At 68.6% G+C, this 18566-nt stretch carries 15 protein-coding genes and 1 pseudogene; 1 reads left to right on the plus strand and 15 read right to left on the minus strand.

The window, feature by feature from the left end; genetic code table 11:
- Positions 1 to 111: 111 nt before the first annotated feature.
- The 12 genes from ACOGXI_RS06025 to radC form a co-directional block, all read right to left on the minus strand.
- Entirely contained in the window at positions 112 to 1473 is a 1362-nt protein-coding gene (locus ACOGXI_RS06025; protein WP_419937983.1) for a hypothetical protein, read from the minus strand.
- The gene (locus ACOGXI_RS06030) at positions 1474 to 2193 is read right to left on the minus strand and encodes a TonB C-terminal domain-containing protein (protein ID WP_419937984.1); all 720 of its coding nucleotides are present in this window, start codon (positions 2191 to 2193) and stop codon (positions 1474 to 1476) included.
- On the minus strand, positions 2190 to 2615 hold the full coding sequence (locus tag ACOGXI_RS06035; RefSeq protein ID WP_419937985.1) for an ExbD/TolR family protein: 426 nt from the start codon (positions 2613 to 2615) through the stop codon (positions 2190 to 2192). The genes ACOGXI_RS06030 and ACOGXI_RS06035 overlap by 4 nt, the downstream gene beginning before the upstream one ends.
- 51 nt (positions 2616 to 2666) lie before the next feature.
- A complete protein-coding gene (locus ACOGXI_RS06040) occupies positions 2667 to 3413 on the minus strand; it encodes a MotA/TolQ/ExbB proton channel family protein (RefSeq protein ID WP_419940162.1) in 747 nt (248 codons plus the stop codon).
- Positions 3413 to 4756: a glutamyl-tRNA reductase gene (hemA, locus tag ACOGXI_RS06045; RefSeq protein WP_419937986.1), complete on the minus strand. Its 1344-nt coding sequence runs from the start codon at positions 4754 to 4756 to the stop codon at positions 3413 to 3415. Before hemA ends, ACOGXI_RS06040 begins: the two co-directional genes overlap by 1 nt.
- Entirely contained in the window at positions 4734 to 5174 is a 441-nt protein-coding gene (locus tag ACOGXI_RS06050; RefSeq protein ID WP_419937987.1) for a single-stranded DNA-binding protein, read from the minus strand. Before ACOGXI_RS06050 ends, hemA begins: the two co-directional genes overlap by 23 nt.
- 87 nt (positions 5175 to 5261) lie before the next feature.
- On the minus strand, positions 5262 to 5741 hold the full coding sequence (rimI, locus tag ACOGXI_RS06055; RefSeq protein ID WP_419937988.1) for a ribosomal protein S18-alanine N-acetyltransferase: 480 nt from the start codon (positions 5739 to 5741) through the stop codon (positions 5262 to 5264).
- Positions 5725 to 6408: a tRNA (adenosine(37)-N6)-threonylcarbamoyltransferase complex dimerization subunit type 1 TsaB gene (gene tsaB / locus ACOGXI_RS06060; protein ID WP_419937989.1), complete on the minus strand. Its 684-nt coding sequence runs from the start codon at positions 6406 to 6408 to the stop codon at positions 5725 to 5727. The genes rimI and tsaB overlap by 17 nt, the downstream gene beginning before the upstream one ends.
- Positions 6402 to 6902, minus strand: a complete 501-nt coding sequence (gene tsaE / locus ACOGXI_RS06065) for a tRNA (adenosine(37)-N6)-threonylcarbamoyltransferase complex ATPase subunit type 1 TsaE (RefSeq protein ID WP_419937990.1) — start codon at positions 6900 to 6902, stop codon at positions 6402 to 6404. Before tsaE ends, tsaB begins: the two co-directional genes overlap by 7 nt.
- Positions 6899 to 8935 (minus strand): excinuclease ABC subunit UvrB, encoded by a 2037-nt coding sequence (gene uvrB / locus ACOGXI_RS06070; RefSeq protein WP_419937991.1) that lies wholly within the window; start codon positions 8933 to 8935, stop codon positions 6899 to 6901. Before uvrB ends, tsaE begins: the two co-directional genes overlap by 4 nt.
- Before the next feature lie 16 nt (positions 8936 to 8951).
- Complete coding sequence (locus tag ACOGXI_RS06075; protein ID WP_419937992.1) at positions 8952 to 11174, minus strand: RelA/SpoT family protein; 2223 nt, start codon at positions 11172 to 11174, stop codon at positions 8952 to 8954.
- Positions 11175 to 11311: 137 nt separating this feature from the next.
- Entirely contained in the window at positions 11312 to 11995 is a 684-nt protein-coding gene (radC, locus tag ACOGXI_RS06080) for a RadC family protein (RefSeq protein ID WP_419937993.1), read from the minus strand.
- A gap of 266 nt (positions 11996 to 12261) precedes the next feature.
- Here radC and ACOGXI_RS06085 point away from each other — a divergent pair, with 266 nt between their 5' ends.
- On the plus strand, positions 12262 to 12939 hold the full coding sequence (locus tag ACOGXI_RS06085; protein ID WP_419937994.1) for a DUF6263 family protein: 678 nt from the start codon (positions 12262 to 12264) through the stop codon (positions 12937 to 12939).
- A 7-nt stretch (positions 12940 to 12946) separates the two neighbouring features.
- Here ACOGXI_RS06085 and ACOGXI_RS06090 read toward each other — a convergent pair whose 3' ends face one another.
- From ACOGXI_RS06090 to ggt (ACOGXI_RS06100), 3 genes and pseudogenes are all read right to left on the minus strand, one after another.
- The gene (locus ACOGXI_RS06090) at positions 12947 to 14842 is read right to left on the minus strand and encodes a CocE/NonD family hydrolase (protein ID WP_419937995.1); all 1896 of its coding nucleotides are present in this window, start codon (positions 14840 to 14842) and stop codon (positions 12947 to 12949) included.
- Positions 14839 to 16578, minus strand: coding sequence for a gamma-glutamyltransferase (gene ggt, locus ACOGXI_RS06095; RefSeq protein WP_419937996.1), 1740 nt, complete (start codon positions 16576 to 16578; stop codon positions 14839 to 14841). The genes ACOGXI_RS06090 and ggt (ACOGXI_RS06095) overlap by 4 nt, the downstream gene beginning before the upstream one ends.
- Positions 16579 to 16720: 142 nt before the next feature.
- Positions 16721 to 18465: pseudogene (gene ggt / locus ACOGXI_RS06100) on the minus strand (gamma-glutamyltransferase).
- Between the last annotated feature and the right edge of the window lie 101 nt (positions 18466 to 18566).

The raw sequence follows: 18566 nt of genomic DNA on the forward strand, positions 1-18566 counted from the left end.
GCGAGGACAGGGCGAACGCCGGCGCTCAAAACGCTGGCCCGATCCCGGTTTCAACACGGATTCGTAACCTATCAAAGACCCGTCAAGTCGCAACCCGCCGGATGACCCCGGTCATCGGCCCGGCGGGATGGGGGGCGACCAGTCCGGGAGACCATCGAGCCGTCCCGCCGTCAGGGGCCGGGACCTTCCCGTAAACACGTCGAGGATCCACACGGTCGAGCCCTGTGAGTCGAGCGACGAAAAGACGAGGTGACGGCCATCGGGCGCCCAGCTGGGATCCTCGCTCTCGCCGCGCCGCGTCAGCATGCGCCGGTCGGTGCCGTCGGGGTTCACCGTGAAGATCTGCCAGCGGCGGTCGCTCAGCGCGGAATAGGCGATTCGGTCGCCGTTGGGCGACCAGTCCGGGCCGGCCGCGTTCGTATCCTCCCGCGGATGGTAGATGCTGACGCGGCGGGCCGGGCCTCCCGCGACGCGACGCACGTAAACCTGCTGTTCATTGGCCGGATCGGCCTCGTACGCCAGCGACTCCCCATCCGGCGAAAAACTGGGATTCAGTGACTGGATCCGTCCCTCCGTCAGCGGCGCATCGCCCTCGACCACGATACGCGTCGTGCCGCCGACGCCTTCCGCGTACGCCAGCCGCCCGTCCGGTGTCCAGGTCGGCGTCTGAATGAGCCTCCCGGACACGACCGTTCGGCGGCTCCCCGTGATGAGATTCATCTCCACGAGCGAAAAGTACCCCGTCTCATCCTGGATCGTGTACGCGATGCGGCTCGCGTCCGGCGAGAAGGCGGGCGAAAAGACGTTGCGCCCTCCGGTCTCGATCCGCTGCGGGTTCCGGCCATCGCTGTCGATGAGCACCAGGTAGGACGACCCGTCGCCATCCCTCCGGCGCAGGGCGATCCGGGTCGCCGCGATGCCGCGCTGGCCTCCCGTCGCCCAGGAGACGATCCGGTCGGAGACCCGGTGGACCGACATTCGGAAATCGGTCGCGTCCATGGAGGGCAGACTGAACGCCTGGACGTTCTCGAGGTTCCCGTACACGACATCGTGCAGGCTGACCCTCAGGAGCGGCGTCTGAGTCCCCGGTGCGACGGAGATGTCCGAGGTCACGAGCCACACCGCCTCGAGCTGGTTCCAGAGCGCGTAGTTCGGGGGGGCGCTCAGGGTGGCCGTGTCGGGCACCGCGAGGATGTCGAACCGGTCGGAATACTCGAGGTCCGTGCGAAGAATCTCGCCGACGGCCGCGCCCAGTTCCTCGAATCCGGCGCTCGTGGAGACGGGCGCGACGACCATGCCCGGCACGTAGCCGGCCTCGTAGGTGAGCCCCAGGCGGAGCGCCCCCCCCTCCTGGCCTTCGAGCGGCGACGACGCCGGCGCCAGCACCGCAGCAACCAGGGCGAGCGCCGCGGCGGCGACCCGGAGTCCCCACGCGGCGGCACGGCGTCGACGAAGGATCCTCGATCCGTCCATTCAGCGAGTGCTCGGATCGAAGAAGAACGAGACGGCAAGCGCGTCGGCCGGGAAGTCGTCGGGAAGCGGGCCGAAGGCCCGGTCGCGGCCCGCCGATTCCACGGCTCCCATCGCCTGCGTATCGAAGATCAGGCTCCCGGATTTCGCCACCCACTCGAACCCCGTCACCCGCCCGTCCCGGTGGATGATGAAGTAGACCTCGGCCCGAAGCTCGCGCGCCCCGACGGGGGGCCGCCAACGGCGCTGGATCTGACGGATGATGTTCTCGCCGTATTCGGGCCACGCCGAGGCCTCGCCGGCGATCCGGATGCTGCGCACTTCCTCGCCGACTTCCTCGGTGCGCGCGGGTTCCGGCTCCGCCTCGCGCTCGATCTGAACCTCGGCCTCCACCGTGGGCGTCTCCACCTGCGGCACCGGATCCGGCGTCGGTTCGGGGGGAGGCGGCCGGTTCTCCTCTTCCGCGACCTCGGGCGGCGAGGGATCGACGCGGACCGGCGCATCCTCCGGAGCGAAAGCGACCATGTTCACCCGCATGGTCCTGGGCATTTCGGCCGGGCGTATCACCACGTCGCCGAGCAGGGCGAGCACGACGATGCCTCCGTGGACGCAGAGCGACCCGTACAAGGCCCGCCTGGGCGGACGTCCGTGACGCTGCGGCCCTCCGCGCCGCCATGCGCGCCGGCGCCCGCGCCCGGCTTCCGCCCCTCCGCGCAGGCTCATGGACTGCGCCGGCTCGGGTCCGGGTCGGTGACGATGTTCAGGACGGCTCCGGCATCCTGAATTCGACCCATCACCCGGGTCGCCTGCCTGAGGGCGAGATCGCCATCCGCCCTCAGAAACACCTGGTCGGATTCGAAGCGGTCGAGCGCCAGGGGGAGCGCGGCATCGAACTCTTCCCACGTCACCGGCGCGTCATCCACGTAGATCTGCCCGTCCGCGTCGATCGAGACCACGAGCGCGTCGGCGGCGCTGAGCGGCGCCGAGACGCCCTCCGGCAGGTCGACTTCGATGCCGCCCTGGAGAATGGGCGCCGTGATCATGAAGATGATGAGGAGGGTGAACGCGACGTCGACGAGGCTGGTGACGTTGATCTCCGCCACGACGCCGATCCCGTCGGCCTGCTGCGTGAAGCGCCTTTTCATGCCGCGGTCCTCATCCGGCGGTCCTCCTCCTCCGGCCTTCGGGGCGCCGGCTCACAGGCGGCCCTCGCGCGCCAGCGTCCCCACGAACTCGCTCGCGAACCCTTCCAGTTCTCCCACGAAGAGACGCAGGCGGGAAGCATAGTGGTTGTACGCGATGACCGCGGGAATCGCGACGGCCAGCCCCGCGACCGTGGTCGTGAGCGCCTCCGCGATGCCCGGCGCGACCGCCGCGATGTTCGCCGAACCCTGCGATGTGATCCCGATGAACGAGTTCATGACGCCGACGACGGTCCCCATGAGGCCGAGGAGGGGACTCACGGAGCCGATGATCGCGAGCCAGGGCAGCCCGTGCGCGAGTTCATCCTTCTCCTCCGAGAGGCTCTTCTCGAGCACCAGCCACAGCGCTTCGAGCTGCGTGGGGCTCAACCCGTCCCCCACGTGCGTGGTATCGAGCGCGCCCGGACGCAGTTCGGAAAAGAAGGCGATCCCCTCGCGGAACACCCGTCTGAAGGCGGAGTCGTCCAGTTCCGCCAGCGCGTCGTTGAGGTCCACGAGGCCGTTGGCCCCCGCCATGGCGAACACGAAGTCGTCCGCCCGCGCGTTCACGGCGCGCAACTCCCGGAACTTCCAGATGATGAGAACCCAGGACACGAGCGAGAAGGCGGCGAGCACGGTGAGGATGATCTTCGTGGGCAGGGTCGCGCCCAGGATCATGTCGAGGGGGGAATCGATCACGCGAGCAGAAAGATCCTGCACGATCTCCAGCCCCCCTCCGACCCCGATCCCGATCCCTGCCATCACGTGCGCCCCCCCTGCACCCTGTCCGGGCTCATCCGTTCCCTCCTCACTTCCCTCACCTCCCCGCCAAGCCACGGTTCCATCCGACGAAGACACTCCTCGCCGTCGGATCGTTCCGCGAGCCACCGGATCGCGCGTGTCGGCCCATGCAGAACCTTGTTGAGCGCCGCCTGGCTCGCCAGCCGCAGGGCTGCGTCGGCGTCGCCGGGGGCCGGGGCGCGGGCGGCGAGGGCGTCGGCTACGAGTTCGCGAGCGGTGTTCCTCAGCGCCCGCACCGCCGGGTCGGCGCGCCGACCCCGACGCCAGGCCCTGTATTTTGCGACCTGCCGCTCGATGATCGCCTCCGCGCGCTCGCGCTCACACTCGCGAGCCGCCCGGGCCCGGTCCACGACCTGCCGCAGGTCGTCGATGTTGTACAGGAACACGTCGGAGATGTCGGCCACGCCCGGATCGACGTTGCGGGGCACGGCGATGTCGAGGATCACGAGCGGCGCGCGCCCCGTGCGTGGGCTCCGGGCGTGTCCGGCCCGGACGAAGGCCGCCTCCGACTCCGTGCAGGCGACGACGAGATCCACGCGATCCAGGGCCTCCAGCGCCGCACTCCTTCGCATCGGGAGCGCGTCGAGAGGCCGGCTCACGCGCTCGGCACGGGCCGGGTCGCGGCTCGCGAGGAACACGCGCCTCGCCCCCTCCCGCTTCAGGCACTGCACCGTGAGTCTCCCCATTTCGCCGGTCCCGAGCACGAGCACGCGACGGTCGCCGAGTGAGCCGAACACCTTCCGGGCGAGGCCGACCGCCGCGCCGGGGATCGAAGTCACGCCGCTCGCGATCAACGTGTCCGCCCGTATGCGCCCGCCGACCTCGAGGGCCGACTGGAACAGGCGATGCAGCACGGGCCCCACCATGGGACGTCCATCCTGGTAGGCGCCCCGGACCTGGCCCTGAATCTGCGGTTCGCCGACGATGAGCGATTCCAGTCCGCCCGTCACGCGGAACAGGTGGCGGACGGCGCTCGCCCCTTCGAGCGTGGCCAGATACGAATCCCCCGCGGGCCCCAGGCCCGAAACCCCGCATAGCGCCTCGCGTCCGAGGCGGTCGAGTGCTCCCGCGTCACTTCCCGCCAGGTAGCATTCCGTCCGGTTGCAGGTGGAAAGCACGACGCACTCGGAGACGCCCGGTCGGGCCGTCAGGTTCTCGACCCACTCGGCCCGTCGCCGTTCGCCGAGCGCGAAACGCTCGCGGATGTCGATGGGGGCCGTCCGGTGGCTGAGTCCCACCGCGACGAGCGCGTCGGCGGAAGCGGTCGCGGCGCCAGGCGCCTCAGAAGGGGAGATCGTCCTCACCCGCGACGGACCGGTTGGAGAACTCCGAGAAATCCGAACGCTCCTGCCGCGGTTCCGCCGCCGAATAGCTCTCTCCGCCGCCACCGCTGCTCCCGAGCATGATCATCTCGAGCGCGCGGATCTCGGTCGTATACCGCTTCTGACCATCCTGGCCCTCCCACTGCCGGTACTCGATCCGGCCCTCCACGTAGACGCGGTCGCCCTTGCGCAGGTACTGCTCGCAGATCTCGGCAAGGCGGTCCCAGCAGACCACCCGATGCCACTCCGTCTTTTCCTGTTGGTCACCGGCGCGGGTCGTCCACCGGCGGCTGGTCGCGACTGAGAGCGTCGCCACCCGCGTGCCCGTGTTCGTCGATCGCACTTCCGGGTCCGCGCCCAGGTTTCCGATGAGTGTTGCCTTGTTCAGACTGCGCGCCATTCCCGCCTCCCCGCTGATCGACTCGAAGGTTCATGGTGGTGCTAACATGGTGGTGCTGACGAAGGGGATCAAAGTAACGGAAAACGATCAACGGACCAGCAATCGCCGCATGATGAGAGCGTCTTCCTTCGGACCCGCATAGTATCCGCGACGCCGCCCGACGATCTCGAATCCCCGGCTTCGGTAGAGGCCCTGTGCACTTTGGTTCCCCTCGCGCACCTGGAGGAAGATCCGGACGACGCCCCGGCTCCGCGCTTCCTCGAGAACCGCTGTCACCAATTCGCCCCCGATGCCGCGCCGGCGATCGCCCGGGGCCACGGCGAGGTCCCCCAATTCCGCCTCCCGCCCGACGAACCACACGGCGGCGTAGCCCGCGACACGCTCCTCTTCGTACAAGGCTTCGTACACGGCGGAGAGGAGAAACGCGTCGGGGCGCCGCAGCAGGTTCCTGAACGTTCGTTCGGACCAGGGGGCGGTGAAACAGGCCTCCTCGATCGCCGTGACCTGTGCGAGATCCGACTCGAGGAGCGGTCGGATTCGAAGGGTCCGCCTACCGGGGTCCGCCAAGGCGTCCGACCTGGCGTTCGGCTCCCGAACTCCGGACGTAGCGGGGTTCCCACGCGTCGACGTCCATGACACGGCCGGCCGGAAGCCTCTCGGCCAGCCACAGGAGCGCGCCCGCGCGCGGTACGCCGAGAAACGCGGGGAGCACCCTCGCGCCGCGAGCCTCGATCCTGGCGCGGTGCCGGATCGCGCCTTCCCCGGCGAAGGACCATGATCCGCGATCCTCCAGCCCCTCGATCCAGCGATCGATGTCGCACGCCTCCGGCCCGCGGATCGGGGCCTCCAGCGGCCCGTCGGCGTAGGCGGCGCCGTACACTTCACCCCGCCGAGCGTCGAACAGCGCGCAAACGCGTGTACGCCCTGCGGAGGCGGCGACGGAGCGAAGGCTCGAATACGCGAAGAGCGGCACACTCCTCGCGTGACACCAGCCCTTCGCCAGCGAAGCCGCGATCCGCACGCCGGTGAAGGAGCCCGGCCCCGCCCCGATGATCACGCGTTCAATGCCGTCGACGCCGATCCGGGCGCGCGTGAGCATGCGCTCCACCTCGTCGAGCACAGTCTCCGAGTGCGTCGCACGTACGGCCAGCGCACATTCCGAGATCAAGGTGTCGCCGTCGCCCACCGCGATGCTGCCGAGGCTCGTACTCGTCTCCAGCGCCAGACTCAGCACGCGGACGTCTCCGCCCCATCGGCGTACGGACCCGGATCGGGAACCGGCGCGACGCGGCCCAGCCCGCGCGCCGTCACCCGCCGCAGCGCATCCGCGGCACCGTCGGCCCCGTCGGCAAACTCGAGCCGAACTTCCCAGCGGTCCATCGGAAGCTCGTCCCCGGCTCGCTCCGCCCACTCGACGAAGACCGCCCCGGGGTGGGCTTCGAGCTCCTCCCACCCGAGGGCGAGGAGTTCGGACGGATCGCGGAGACGGTACAGGTCCGCGTGCCCGACCGGCCCTCGACCGCCGGCATACCAGTGGACGAGCGTGTAGGTCGGGCTCGTCACGGCTTCGCCCACGCCCGCTCCGGCGCACGCCGCCTGTGTGAGTCGCGTCTTCCCGGCGCCGAGCGGTCCGGTGAGCGCGACGAAGATCCCCTCGCGACTCGCGACCGCGCCCACCTCCCGCCCCCAGCGCACGAGTCCCGCCTCGTCCAGCACGGTGCTCCTCATGCCGGATCCCCCGCGGAGATCGGCAACCCCGGCGGTCGCGCCCCCTTCCCGTCGCCGATCCGGGCGCGGATCTCGAACAGTTCGTCTCGCAGTCGGGCCGCCGTCTCGAAGTCGAGCGCCGCCGCCGCGGCGCGCATGTCCTTCTCGATCACTTCGGCCAGCGCCTCCGGCGACAGTTCCTCGTAGGAGCTTTCCCGCTCGTACACCGCGGGCTGCGCCTCCCGGGCATCGGCCACCGCGGTCGAGAATCGGATCTCCCTCACCGACTTCACGATCGAGCGCGGCTCGATGCCGTGCTCCCGGTTGTATTCCGCCTGCACTTCACGGCGGCGCGCCGTCTCATCCATCGCCCGCCGCATCGAATCCGTCACCTTGTCGGCGTACAGAATCGCTTTCCCCGCGAGGTGCCGGGCCGCGCGCCCGATCGTCTGCACGAGCGACCGATCCGAACGAAGGAAGCCCTCCTTGTCCGCGTCGAGGATCGCGACGAGGGAGACCTCCGGCAGATCGAGGCCCTCTCGCAGCAGGTTGATCCCGACCAGGACATCGAACGTCCCCAGCCGCAGATCGCGGAGGATCTTCACACGGTCGATCGCCGCAATGTCCGAGTGCATGTAGCGCACCCGCACGCCCCGCGCCGCGAGAAACTCCGAGAGGTCTTCCGCCATCCGCTTCGTGAGCGTCGTCACGAGCACGCGCTCGCGCCGTTCCGTCCGCCGGCGAATCTCGCCAAGCAGGTCGTCCACCTGTCCGCGGACCGGCCGCACCTCCACTTCCGGATCCAGCAATCCCGTCGGCCGAATCAACTGCTCAACGACGACGCCGCCGCTCTTCCGCAACTCGTGCTCGCCCGGCGTCGCGCTGACGAAGATCGCGCTCGGCACGAGGTCTTCCCATTCCCGGAACGACAGCGGCCGGTTGTCCAGCGCGGAAGGGAGCCGAAAACCGAACTCGACCAGCGTCGTCTTTCGACTCCGATCCCCCTCGTACATGCCGCCGATCTGCGGGATCGATACATGGGACTCGTCCACGACCACGACATGATCATCCGGAAAATAATCGAGGAGGCAGTAGGGACGGCTGCCGGGCGCCCGGCCGTCCAGGTGTCGGCTGTAGTTCTCGATCCCGGGACAGAACCCCACTTCCGTCAGCATCTCGAGATCGAATCGCGTGCGCTGCTCCAGGCGTTGCGCTTCGAGGAGCCGGCCCTCCTGCCGGAGGTGCAGCAGTCGCTCCTCCAACTCCACGTAGATCGCGTGCCGGGCCTCCTCCAGCCGATGGCCGAGCGTCGCGTAGTGGGTGGCCGGATAGATCGAGGTCTCGGGCAGGCGCGTGATCGTGACGCCGGTCATCGGATCGATCTTCGAGATGCGTTCGATCGCGTCGCCCCACATCTCGACCCTGACGCCCTGCTCCTCATACGCCGGCAGGATTTCGATCACATCGCCCCGCACGCGGAAGGTGCCGCGCACAAAATCCAGATCGTTCCGCGAATACTGGATCTGCACGAGCCCGGAGAGGATCTCCCGGCGGGAGATCTCCTGACCCTCGCTCAGCGTGAGCATGAGTTCGCGGTAGCCGACCGGATCCCCGAGGCCGTAGATGGCGGACACGGAGGCAACGACAATCACATCCCGCCGTTCCATGAGGGCGGACGTGGCCCGGAGCCGCAATCGGTCTATGTCTTCATTGATAGACGCATCCTTTTCTATGAAAGTATCCGTCGCGGGAACATAGGCCTCGGGCTGATAGTAGTCGTAATAGGAGATGAAATATTCGACGGCGTTGCGAGGAAAGAATTGCCGCAGTTCCCCATACAACTGAGCGGCGAGCGTCTTGTTATGGCTCATGACCAGCGTCGGACGATTGACTTCCGCAATCATCGCCGCCAGCGTCACGGTCTTGCCGCTGCCGGTCACGCCGAGGAGTGTCTGCCACTTGTCGCCGCGGCGCACGCCTTCGGCCAACTCACGGATCGCGGTGGGCTGGTCGCCCATCGGCTCGAATGGAAGCTGCAGGTCGAAGGGGGGCATGGTCTCGGTCAGCCGGTCACTCGATGGTGAGCCCGCTCTCCCCGAATGACTCCTTCCGTTCGACGGAGATCACACCCTTCACGCCCTGCACCTTGCGCATGACCTTCTGCAGGTGGTTCAGGTTCTCGACTTCGACGACGAACTGCCCGCGCATCCCTCCCTCGACCCCCTTGATGTCGGCCGACTGAATGTTCGTGCCCGTGTCGCTGACCGCGCGCGCGATGTCCGCGAACAGACCGTGGCGATCCGTCCCCTCCATGACGATGCGGATCAGGAATCGGCGCTCTCCGTGCGCCTGCCACTCGATTTCCACCCGGCGTTCCGGGGCGTTGGAGAGGTTCAGGACGTTCGGACAATCCTGCCGGTGGATGGAAACGCCGCGGCCGCGCGTGATGTAGCCGATGACCCTGTCCCCGGGGACCGGCTGGCAGCACTGGGAATAGCGCACCATGAGGTTTTCCATCCCCTGGATCCGGATCCCCTGACCGCTCCCGCCCCAGACCTTGTCCACCAGCTTGTGAAGCGGACTCGGACTCTTCTGCGGCACGTCCGGGATGACCTCCGGGAGGATCGCCCGCATCACGCGCGTGAGCCCCACGTCCCCGCGGCCCGCGGCCGCATAGAGGGCGTCGGTTCCGTCGTAGCCCAACGTGTCGCAAGCGGCCTTGAGGGCCGCCTCATCCACCTTTCCGCGGCGGCGGCGCCTCCACTCCCGTTGAACGATGTCCTTCCCCAGCCGGAGAGCGGATTCCTGCTCCTCATCGCGGATCCATTGCCGGATCTCGTGGCGGGCCTTGCTGCTCCGCACGAAACCCAGCCAGTCCCGGCTCGGCGTCTGCGAATCGGAGGTCAGGATATGTACGGTGTCCCCGTTCCGGAGCGGGCGGCTGAGCGGGGCGATCCGTTCGTTCACCTTCGCGCCCTTGCAGCGCAACCCGACCTCGGTGTGAACGGCGAAGGCGAAGTCGATGGGCGTGGCCCCCTTCGGCAACTGCTTGACGTCTCCCGCCGGCGTGAAGACGAAGATCTCGTCCTGGAACAGATCGATGCGGAGGAACTCCATGAATTCCTCGGGCTCGCGCGTCTCCTGCTGCCACTCGAGCACCTGGCGGAACCACGCGAGTTCGTCGTCGACCTCGTCCCCGGATCGACCCTCCTTGTAGCGCCAGTGGGCCGCGATCCCGTACTCGGCCGTGCGGTGCATTTCGCGGGTTCGGATCTGGATCTCGTACAGCGCCCCGCCGGGACCGAAGATCGTCGTGTGCAGGCTCTGGTACATGTTCGACTTCGGCGTGGCGATGAAGTCGTGAAAGCGTTCCGTGAGCGGCGTCCACTTGTTGTGCACGATCCCGAGCGCGTGGTAGCAGTCGCGCACCGAGTCCACCAGGATGCGCATCGCGAGCGTGTCGTACACCTCCTCGTAAGGCGTGTCTCGCTTGACCATCTTCCCGTAGATGGACCACAGGTGCTTCGGCCGGCCCGTGACCTCGCAATCCATCCCCGCGGCGTTCAGTTCGGTCCGCAGCGGCTCCTCCATGCGCCGGATCAGTTCCTCGCGTTCGTCCCGTGTGGCGTTGACCTCCTTGACGAGCTTCCGGTACCCCTTGGGCTCCAGGAACTTGAAGGCGAGATCCTCGAGTTCCCACTTGAGACGGGCCACTCCGAGACGGTGGGCCAGGGGTGCGTAGATCTCCCGGGTCTCGAGCGCGATCCGCTCGCGGGCGCCGACCGGCATGTGCTCCAGCGTCCGCATGTTGTGAAGGCGGTCCGCGAGCTTCACCATGATCACGCGCGCATCGCGAGCCATGGAGAGGAGGAGCTTGCGGTAGGTCTCGACCTGCCGTTCCGCCATGGAGCCGAACGCGAACAGCGCGATCTTCGTGAGGCCGTCCACGATGAGGGCGATTTCCTCGCCGAACTCGGTCCGGATCTCGTCCACGGTGGTATCCGTGTCCTCCACCACATCGTGGAGGAGCGAGGCCGCGATGCTCACCGTGTCGAGCCGGATCTCGATGAGGATCTTGGCCACTTCCACGCAGTGGCGAATGTAATCCTCGCCGGAGCGACGCTTCTGGCCCTCGTGTTTCTCCAGGCTGTACTGGAACGCAAGCGCGAGCAGATCCAGGTCGAGCCGGTCCTCGTGGCCCTCGATCGCCTTCATGAAGTCCGCGGGCAGCAGCGAGCGCGGGCCCGCTCCCGGCGCGGCCCGGCCGACTTCCCGCTTGAGGCTGCTCTCCACGCTTCGCGCTCCGTCCCTGAGACGCCAACGCCCGAACGGCCGCGATCCAATGGCCCGGGCAACCTGTAAAGGTAGCAGTAGCGTGCGATTTCGGCGCGGGCCGGCCGAGAGCGAGTGTTGCGTGGGAGACGCGACGTTTAGCAGACGCCGCGTTCGCGAAGGCTGACGTAGGCCCGGTCGCCGAGGATGATGTGGTCGCGGACAGGGATGCCGAGGAGCCGGCCGCTCTCGACGAGTTGGCAGGTCACGGCGATGTCCTCGGGCGACGGTTCGGGCTCGCCGCTCGGGTGGTTGTGGGCGAGGATGACGGAGGCCGAGGCCGTGGCGATCGCCGGCGCGAATACTTCTCGCGGGTGGACGAGCGAGCTGTTCAGGAGCCCCACGGTGAGTCGCCGCTCGAGCAGCACCTGGCTCTGCGTATCGAGGTAGATGACCCAGAACTCTTCCTGCCGACGATCGCGCAGCAGGGGGCCGAGGCGGCCGAACACGTCGGCGGGACTGCGGATGCGCGCACTGGCGCGGGCGGGTTCAGCCGCCTGGCGCCGCCCAAGCGCGAGCGCCGCGGCCACGGCGGCCGAACGGGCGGGTCCGACTCCCCCGGTCCGCTCGAGTTCAGCCGGCTCCGCCCGCCCCATCTCGCGCAGCGAACCGCCGAAGTCCGCGAGCAGCCGCCCGGCGACATCCACGGCCGAGCGGCCCGCCGCGCCCGCGCCGAGCACGACGGCGAGCAGTTCCGTCGTCGAGAGCGCGTCGGGGCTGAAGCGGCGGAGCCGCTCCCGCGGACGTTCGCTGGCCGGGAGTTCGAGGATCTTCGGAGCCATGCGTCATGTATCCGCGCGGCCATGAATCCCGTCTCAACTCCGGGGTAACGCGAGGTATATCGCTCACGGGGCCGTGGCACATCCGCGCCCGGTCGCGCAAGTTTCGACCGCTTTGGCGGTCGAGGGCGCATGCCGGCGAGCGTGGGAGAACGAGGGAGAACCAGGGAGAACCAATGACCCGAATGAGAATGAGAGCCTTGACTCGAACGGCGGCCGTGGCCGCCATTGCCGCCGCTTGCGCGGCGCCCCTCCATGGGCAAGCGACGATGCTTCGCCTGATGCCGGACGAGGGACAGGTCTCCCGGTACGTCATCGAGTTGGAAACATCGATGGCCGGAGCCGTGATGTCCACGCAGCAGATCTACCGGACGGAGACGATTGCAAGCGTGGCGGGCGACGCCATCGAGATCCAGGCGGTCGTCGACTCGTCCGCATCAACGGCGGCGATGCCCGGGATGGGCGCACCCGACCTCTCGGGAATGAGCTATGCGTTCGGCCTGGATGCGCGGCACCGAGTGACGGGATTGACGGACGCCGGGACCTTGTCGCCCGCCGGGGAGGTTGTGGTGCGCGCAATGCTCGACAGCAGTTTCTTCGAGCTTCCCGAAGGCGAGGTGAGCCCGGGCGACTCCTGGTCGGGGCAGGGGACAGCCGAAATGCCGGCCGCAGGGGGCGGCACGCTGACGATGGAGACGGACATCGCGTACACGCTTGCGGGTCTCGACGGAGATCTCGCGGAGATATCGATCGAGGGCACGCTCACGATGTCGGGAAACGCCGGCGGGATGCCGGTCGCTGGCACCGGCACGGTCAGTGGGACCGCCATCTTCGATGCGGGCCGAAGCCGACTTCAGAGCCACGACCGCGTGCTGGCGATGGACCTCACCGCCGGCGGGATGCCGATGTCCATGCAGATGAGCACGACGCGCGGCGTCATCCCCTGAGGCGGAGTCAGTCACCTCTCGTGGGCAGAACGATCCGGGATGCGGACACGCTGTTGCGCTGCACCGTCCACTCCGGGACGCTCCCGTCGCGGGGATAGCGGAGGAAGGTGTCCGCGTCCGCGCCGGCGATGGCGACCCGGATGCGGTGGCCGGCCCGGAACAGCACCGAGGTCGCCCACAGGTCGAAGCTCAGTTCCGCGACCTCCCCGGGCACGAGCGGAAGCACGTCCTCGCGTGACTCGCTGCGGTGCGGTCCGTACTTCCGGTACAGCGGAGGATCCTCCGTGACCGCCCGCATGACGCCGCGGAGCTGTCCCTCGGTGATGTACCGCACGGTGCCGTCCGGAGCGACGTCTTCCAGATAGACGATGAAGGCGCCGTCCGTCTCGGTGGATGCCAGGTGCAGGGTGACGACGGGGTGGCCCGTGACCTCGGTATCGACCGGTAGCGGAGCGCTCGTGTAGGTCAGCAGCTTCTCGTCCTCCGCGCGGCGGTCGCCGTACACGACATCGCCGCCCCCGCCGTTCGTGTACCAGCGGTTGCGGGTCCCCGTCGTGGCGGTGAAATCGACGGTGTAGGGATCCTCCCCCGCTTCCGAGGCGGGAGCTTCCGTCGATAGCATGCCTCCCTCGCGGAAGTACCAGGTCACTTCGTCGAAGCCCTCCGGCGGCCAGCGCTCCGTCCGCGTCCAGCGGTCGGCGCCGAGCGTGTAGTAGCGGATCTCGGTCGGCGTCTCCCCTGATCCGTCCTCCTTCAGGTGTGCGTCGAAGAACGCCACGAGTTGCTCGAACCGTGCGTCCGCGTCGGGGGCAACGGGCGTGTCGTCCGCCTTGAAGGGGTCCGTGTCGTTGCGGGCCCCGTGGTCCCACGGGCCGATGTAGACCTGCTGGGCGTTGGAGATCGTGTTGTAGCGGCCGAGCGTTCCGTTCACCGTGGCGGCATCCTGCCACCCCACGCGGATGAACATGGCCACGCCGGATTCCTCGATCTGCGGCAGGTGACCGGAGGGACTGCGGCGGTGCCCGACGTTCGTCTCGCCGTAGGGGCCGAAGGGGTCGTCCCGGAACTCGTACTCCAGCGCCGCCTCGAAGGGCACGGTATTGGCCTGGTGCTCCGCCACCGCGGCCGCGAGCAGCGACCCATCGATGTCCGCGTCGACGGGCTTCACGCCGGTGACCCGGCTCCGCACCTCGTCGCAGGCGGCCCCCACCGCGTCGGACAGGCCGCAGATGTCGTTCAGGTCCTGCATGCGCGTGCGGTTCGACCAGTCCTCGAGAAAGCCGACCGTGAGGACCCCTCCGGGAAAGATGAGGTGACCGAAGTTGTCGAAGTCGTTGAAGAGGGGCGCGACCGCCTTCACGGCGGGGCTGCGGCTCACGGCCAGCATTTCGGCCGTGTTTCCGGCGTAGGAGACCCCGTAGGCGCCCACGCGCCCGTTCGACCAGGGCTGGTCGGCGATCCAGTCCGCGACCTCTCCGTAGTCGGTGACCTCGTCTTCGGCGAGTTCGAAGCGGCGGATCCCGAACGAGGCCCCGCTTCCCCGGCCGTCCACGAGGACGAGCGCGTACCCGGCGCGGTTCCAGCGCTCCGCCTCGGCGAAGTTCGAGGTCTCCCCGAGGGGGACGCCGACCTCTCCCCGCGCGCGCCAGTAACGGGTCGCCCGCATCATGGCCGGGAGCCGGTCCCCCGGCTGGATGCCGTCGGGCAGCCACACGTCGACGGCGATACGCACGCCGTCGCGCATGGGGACGTGAAGCGCCTGGTTGCGCGTGAGCGCGCTCACGGGAGCCTCGCCCGCGCGATCGACGGCGGCGGTGGAGGCGCCGTCCCCGCAGGCGAGACCGGCGAGCGCAACCGGCACCGCCAGCGCCCCTGCCGCGGTGAGGGGCCGCCCCGGGCTCACCACGCGATCGCGTGGCCGTCGCGGCGCGGATCCGATCCGCCGGCGAGGGCGCCCGTCTCCGCATCCCGGTACACGCCCTGTACGCCGCCGAGGTTGCCGGGCTCGACAAGGTAGTGGCCGCGGTCCGCCAATTCCCCGTACACGTCCGGTGGAAAACCCGCCTCCAGGTACGTGACGGAATCCTCCGGAATCGGCGTCAGGCCGCCACCCCGGTTCAGACACATGCGGGGCGACGCGATCGCGAGCTGCATGTCCATCCCGCCTGCCGTCAGCTTCGTGATCACCTGCCCCACGGTCTGAGGGATCGTGTAGCCGCCCGCGGCGCCGACGGCCGCGACGAGATTCCCGTCCTTCATGACCACGCACGGCGTCATCACGCCCTTCGCCTTCTGGCCGCCCGCGATGTAGTTGACGTGCCCTTCCTCGAGGGAAAAGCCGAACATGTGGCCGTTGTTGAGGAAGATTCCCGTGTCGCCCGCGATCACGCCGCTCCCGTAGAGGGCGACGAGAGACTGGGTGAAGGCGACGGCGTTCCCCCAGCGGTCGGCGGAGGAGAGGCTCGTCGTCCCGAAGAACGGGAGCGGGGCGCCCGAGAAGGACGCGATGCGCGCGGGATCGATCGTTGCCCTCTGCTCGTCCGCGTATTCCTTCGAGATGATCGTGTCGACGGGAATCTCGGCGTCTTCGTTCCCGGTGTTGTACCGTTCGTCGTCGATCAGGGCGAGGCGGTTCGCCTCCAGCCACAGGTGGGCGAACTCGGAGCCGTAAAGATCCATGTTCGCGAGATCGAAGCCGTCCATGATGTTCAGCGCCTGGAACATCGTCATCCCGCACGATCCCGGCGGCATGGCGTACAGGTCGTGTCCCTGGAAGGTCGTCGTGATGGGCTCCCTCCACGCGACCTCGTAGCTCTCGAGATCGGCCTTCGTCATGTGGCCGCCGTTCTCGGCGAGGAAGGCGACGATGCGATCTCCGATCTCGCCCCTGTAGAAGTCGTCGGCGCCCTCGCGCGCGAGCCGTCGCATGCTCGCCGCAAGTTCGGGCTGCCTGATGATCTCGCCCATGCGCGGCGGACGGCCGTTCGGGAACATGATCCGCGTGCTCGACGGGTAATTCCCGAGCTTGTCCGCGCTCCCGGTGGTGTGGAGTTCATCGAACTTCGAGATGACGAAGCCATCCTCGGCGAGCTGGATCGCGGGCTCGAACACGTCGCCGAGGCTCATCGTCCCGTAGCGCTCGAGCACGGCGGCCCAACCCTTGAAGGCGCCGGGTACGATCGGCGCCTTGTAGCCCATTTCGACGTCATCGGGCGCGATCGTGCTCGCCGAGGAGGCCGCGGGCGCCCGTCCGAGCGCGTCCAGGCCGACGACCCGGTTCTCCTCCGCCAGGTAGATGAGCATGAAGCCGCCGAAGCCGCCGAGCCCGGACATGTAGGGCTCGGAGACGTTGAGCGTGGCGGAGGCGGCGACGATCGCGTCGATCGCGTTCCCGCCCTGCATCATGATCGTCGTGCCGGCGAGCGAGGCGTAGTAGTCGGCAGCGGCCGTCACGCCGCGGCGGCCCCACACGGTCCCGTGCGCGGGCCCGAGCAGGCCGGGGACGTTCGAATCTCCGGCGGGGCCCCATTGTCCGATCCCGTCGGGGGGCGCGGCGGCCGTCTCGGGGGCGCGGCAAGCGATCAGACCGGATCCGGCGGCGGCCGCGGCGGAGGTGGCGAGGAAGTCTCGGCGCTTCATGACTCGACTCCTGGGCAGGGGGGATCGCAACCTCTGATCCTAGACCCCGAGTCGCTCGCCGCTCAAGACCTCCGTTGACGCCCGGCTGCCGCCACGGCGGCGCACACTTCCGAGCACGCCGCCGATACCGCGGGTTGGAGCCCTACCAGGCGATGGCGTGGCCGTCCCGGCGCGGGTCGGATCCACCGGCGAGGGCGCCGGTCTCCGCGTCGCGGTACACGCCCTGCACGCCGCCGGGGTTTCCGGGCTCGGCCAGGTAGTGGCCGCGGTCCTCGAGTTCTCCGTACACCTCGGGCGGGAAGCCCGCCTCCAGGTACGTGACCGAATCCTCCGGGATCGGCGTGCGTCCCCCGCCCCGGTTGAGGCACATGCGCGGAGAGGCGATCGCGAGCTGTATGTCCATACCGCCCGTCGTCAGCTTCGTGATCACCTGCCCCACCGTCTGCGGGATCGTGTAGCCGCCCGCGGCGCCGATGGCCGCCACGAGATTCCCGTCCTTCATGACCACGCACGGCGTCATCACGCCCTTCGCCTTCCGGCCGCCCTCGAGGTGATTGACGTGCCCCTCTTCGAGGACGAAGCCGAAGGTGTGGCCGTTGTTGAGGAAGATGCCGGTGTCGCCGGCGATGACGCCGCTCCCGTAGCCGCTCACGAGCGACTGCGTGAAGGCGACCGCGTTCCCCCAACGATCCGCGGAAGAGAGGCTCGTCGTGCCGAAGAAGGGGAGCGGGGCCCCGGCGAAGGAGGCGATGCGGGCGGGGTCGATCCCGGCCCGCTGCTCGTCGGCATATTCCTTCGAGATGATCATGTCGACGGGGATTTCGACATCTTCCTTCCCCGTGTTGTAGCGGTCGTCGTCGATGAGGGCGAGCCGGTACGCCTCGAGCCACAGGTGTGCGAACTCCGAACCGTAGAGGTCCATGTTCGCGAGGTCGAATCCGTCCATGATGTTGAGCGCCTGGAACATCGACATTCCGCACGAGCCCGGCGGCATCGCGTACAGGTCGTGCCCCTGGAAGGTCGTCGTGATCGGTTCCTTCCACGTGACGTCGTACGACTCCAGGTCGCCCATCGTCATGTGGCCGCCGTTCTCGGCGAGGAAGGAGACGACGCGCTCGCCGATCTCCCCCCTGTAGAAGTCTTCCGCGCCTTCGCGGGCGAGGCGGCGCATGCTCGCGGCGAGGTCGGGTTGCCGGATGATCTCGCCCATGCGAGGGGGGCGGCCGTTCGGGAACATCACACGGGTGGTCGACGGGAACTGCCCCAGCTTCTCGGCAGCAGCGCCGTTCGTGTGGATCTCGTCGAAGCGCGAGACGACGAACCCGTCCTCGGCGAGGCGGATCGCGGGCTCGAATACGTCGCCCAGACTCATCGTCCCGTAGCGTTCGAGGGCGGCGGCCCAGCCCTTGAAGGCGCCGGGCACGATGGGCGCCTTGTAGCCCCCGCGGCGAAGTCGTCGAGCGTCATCGTCGCCGGAGACGAGGCGGCGGGCGACTTGCCGAGCGCGTCGAGTCCGACGACCCGGTTCTCCTCGGCGAGGTAGATGAGCATGAAGCCGCCGAAGCCCCCGATGCCGGACATGTAGGGCTCGGAGACGTTGAGCATGGCCGACGCGGCCACGATGGCGTCCACGGCATTCCCGCCCTGCATCATGATCGTCGTGCCGGCGAGCGAGGCGTAGTAGTCGGCGGCCGCCGTCACGCCCCGCGCCCCCCACACGGCCCGGTGCGCGGGTCCGAGCAGGCCAGGGACGTTCGAATCTCCGGCCGGGCCCCATTGCCCGCCGCCGGAGGTGACCGCGCCCGCGGTTTCGGGAGGCCGGCATCCGATGAGACTGGATCCGGCGGCTGCGGCGGCGGAGGTGGCGAGGAAGTCTCGGCGTCTCATGGGACGGCTCCTGGGCAGGGGGGATCGCAGACCTTGATCCTAGGCTGCGGGTCGCTCGCCGCTCAAGACCCGGCACACGGCGACGGGAACCCGTGCAATAA

This window comes from Candidatus Palauibacter sp. (genome assembly GCF_965208055.1).
Taxonomy (GTDB): Bacteria; Gemmatimonadota; Gemmatimonadetes; order Palauibacterales; family Palauibacteraceae; genus Palauibacter.

Coding starts and splice junctions, on each gene's coding strand:
- ACOGXI_RS06025 (WP_419937983.1), bottom strand. CDS start 1,473: ATGGACGGATCGAGGATCCTTCGTCGACGCCGTGCCGCCGCGTGGGGA.
- ACOGXI_RS06030 (WP_419937984.1), bottom strand. CDS start 2,193: ATGAGCCTGCGCGGAGGGGCGGAAGCCGGGCGCGGGCGCCGGCGCGCA.
- ACOGXI_RS06035 (WP_419937985.1), bottom strand. CDS start 2,615: ATGAAAAGGCGCTTCACGCAGCAGGCCGACGGGATCGGCGTCGTGGCG.
- ACOGXI_RS06040 (WP_419940162.1), bottom strand. CDS start 3,413: ATGGCAGGGATCGGGATCGGGGTCGGAGGGGGGCTGGAGATCGTGCAG.
- ACOGXI_RS06050 (WP_419937987.1), bottom strand. CDS start 5,174: ATGGCGCGCAGTCTGAACAAGGCAACACTCATCGGAAACCTGGGCGCG.
- tsaE (WP_419937990.1), bottom strand. CDS start 6,902: ATGAGGAGCACCGTGCTGGACGAGGCGGGACTCGTGCGCTGGGGGCGG.
- uvrB (WP_419937991.1), bottom strand. CDS start 8,935: ATGCCCCCCTTCGACCTGCAGCTTCCATTCGAGCCGATGGGCGACCAG.
- radC (WP_419937993.1), bottom strand. CDS start 11,995: ATGGCTCCGAAGATCCTCGAACTCCCGGCCAGCGAACGTCCGCGGGAG.
- ACOGXI_RS06085 (WP_419937994.1), top strand. CDS start 12,262: ATGCTTCGCCTGATGCCGGACGAGGGACAGGTCTCCCGGTACGTCATC.
- ggt (WP_419937996.1), bottom strand. CDS start 16,578: ATGAAGCGCCGAGACTTCCTCGCCACCTCCGCCGCGGCCGCCGCCGGA.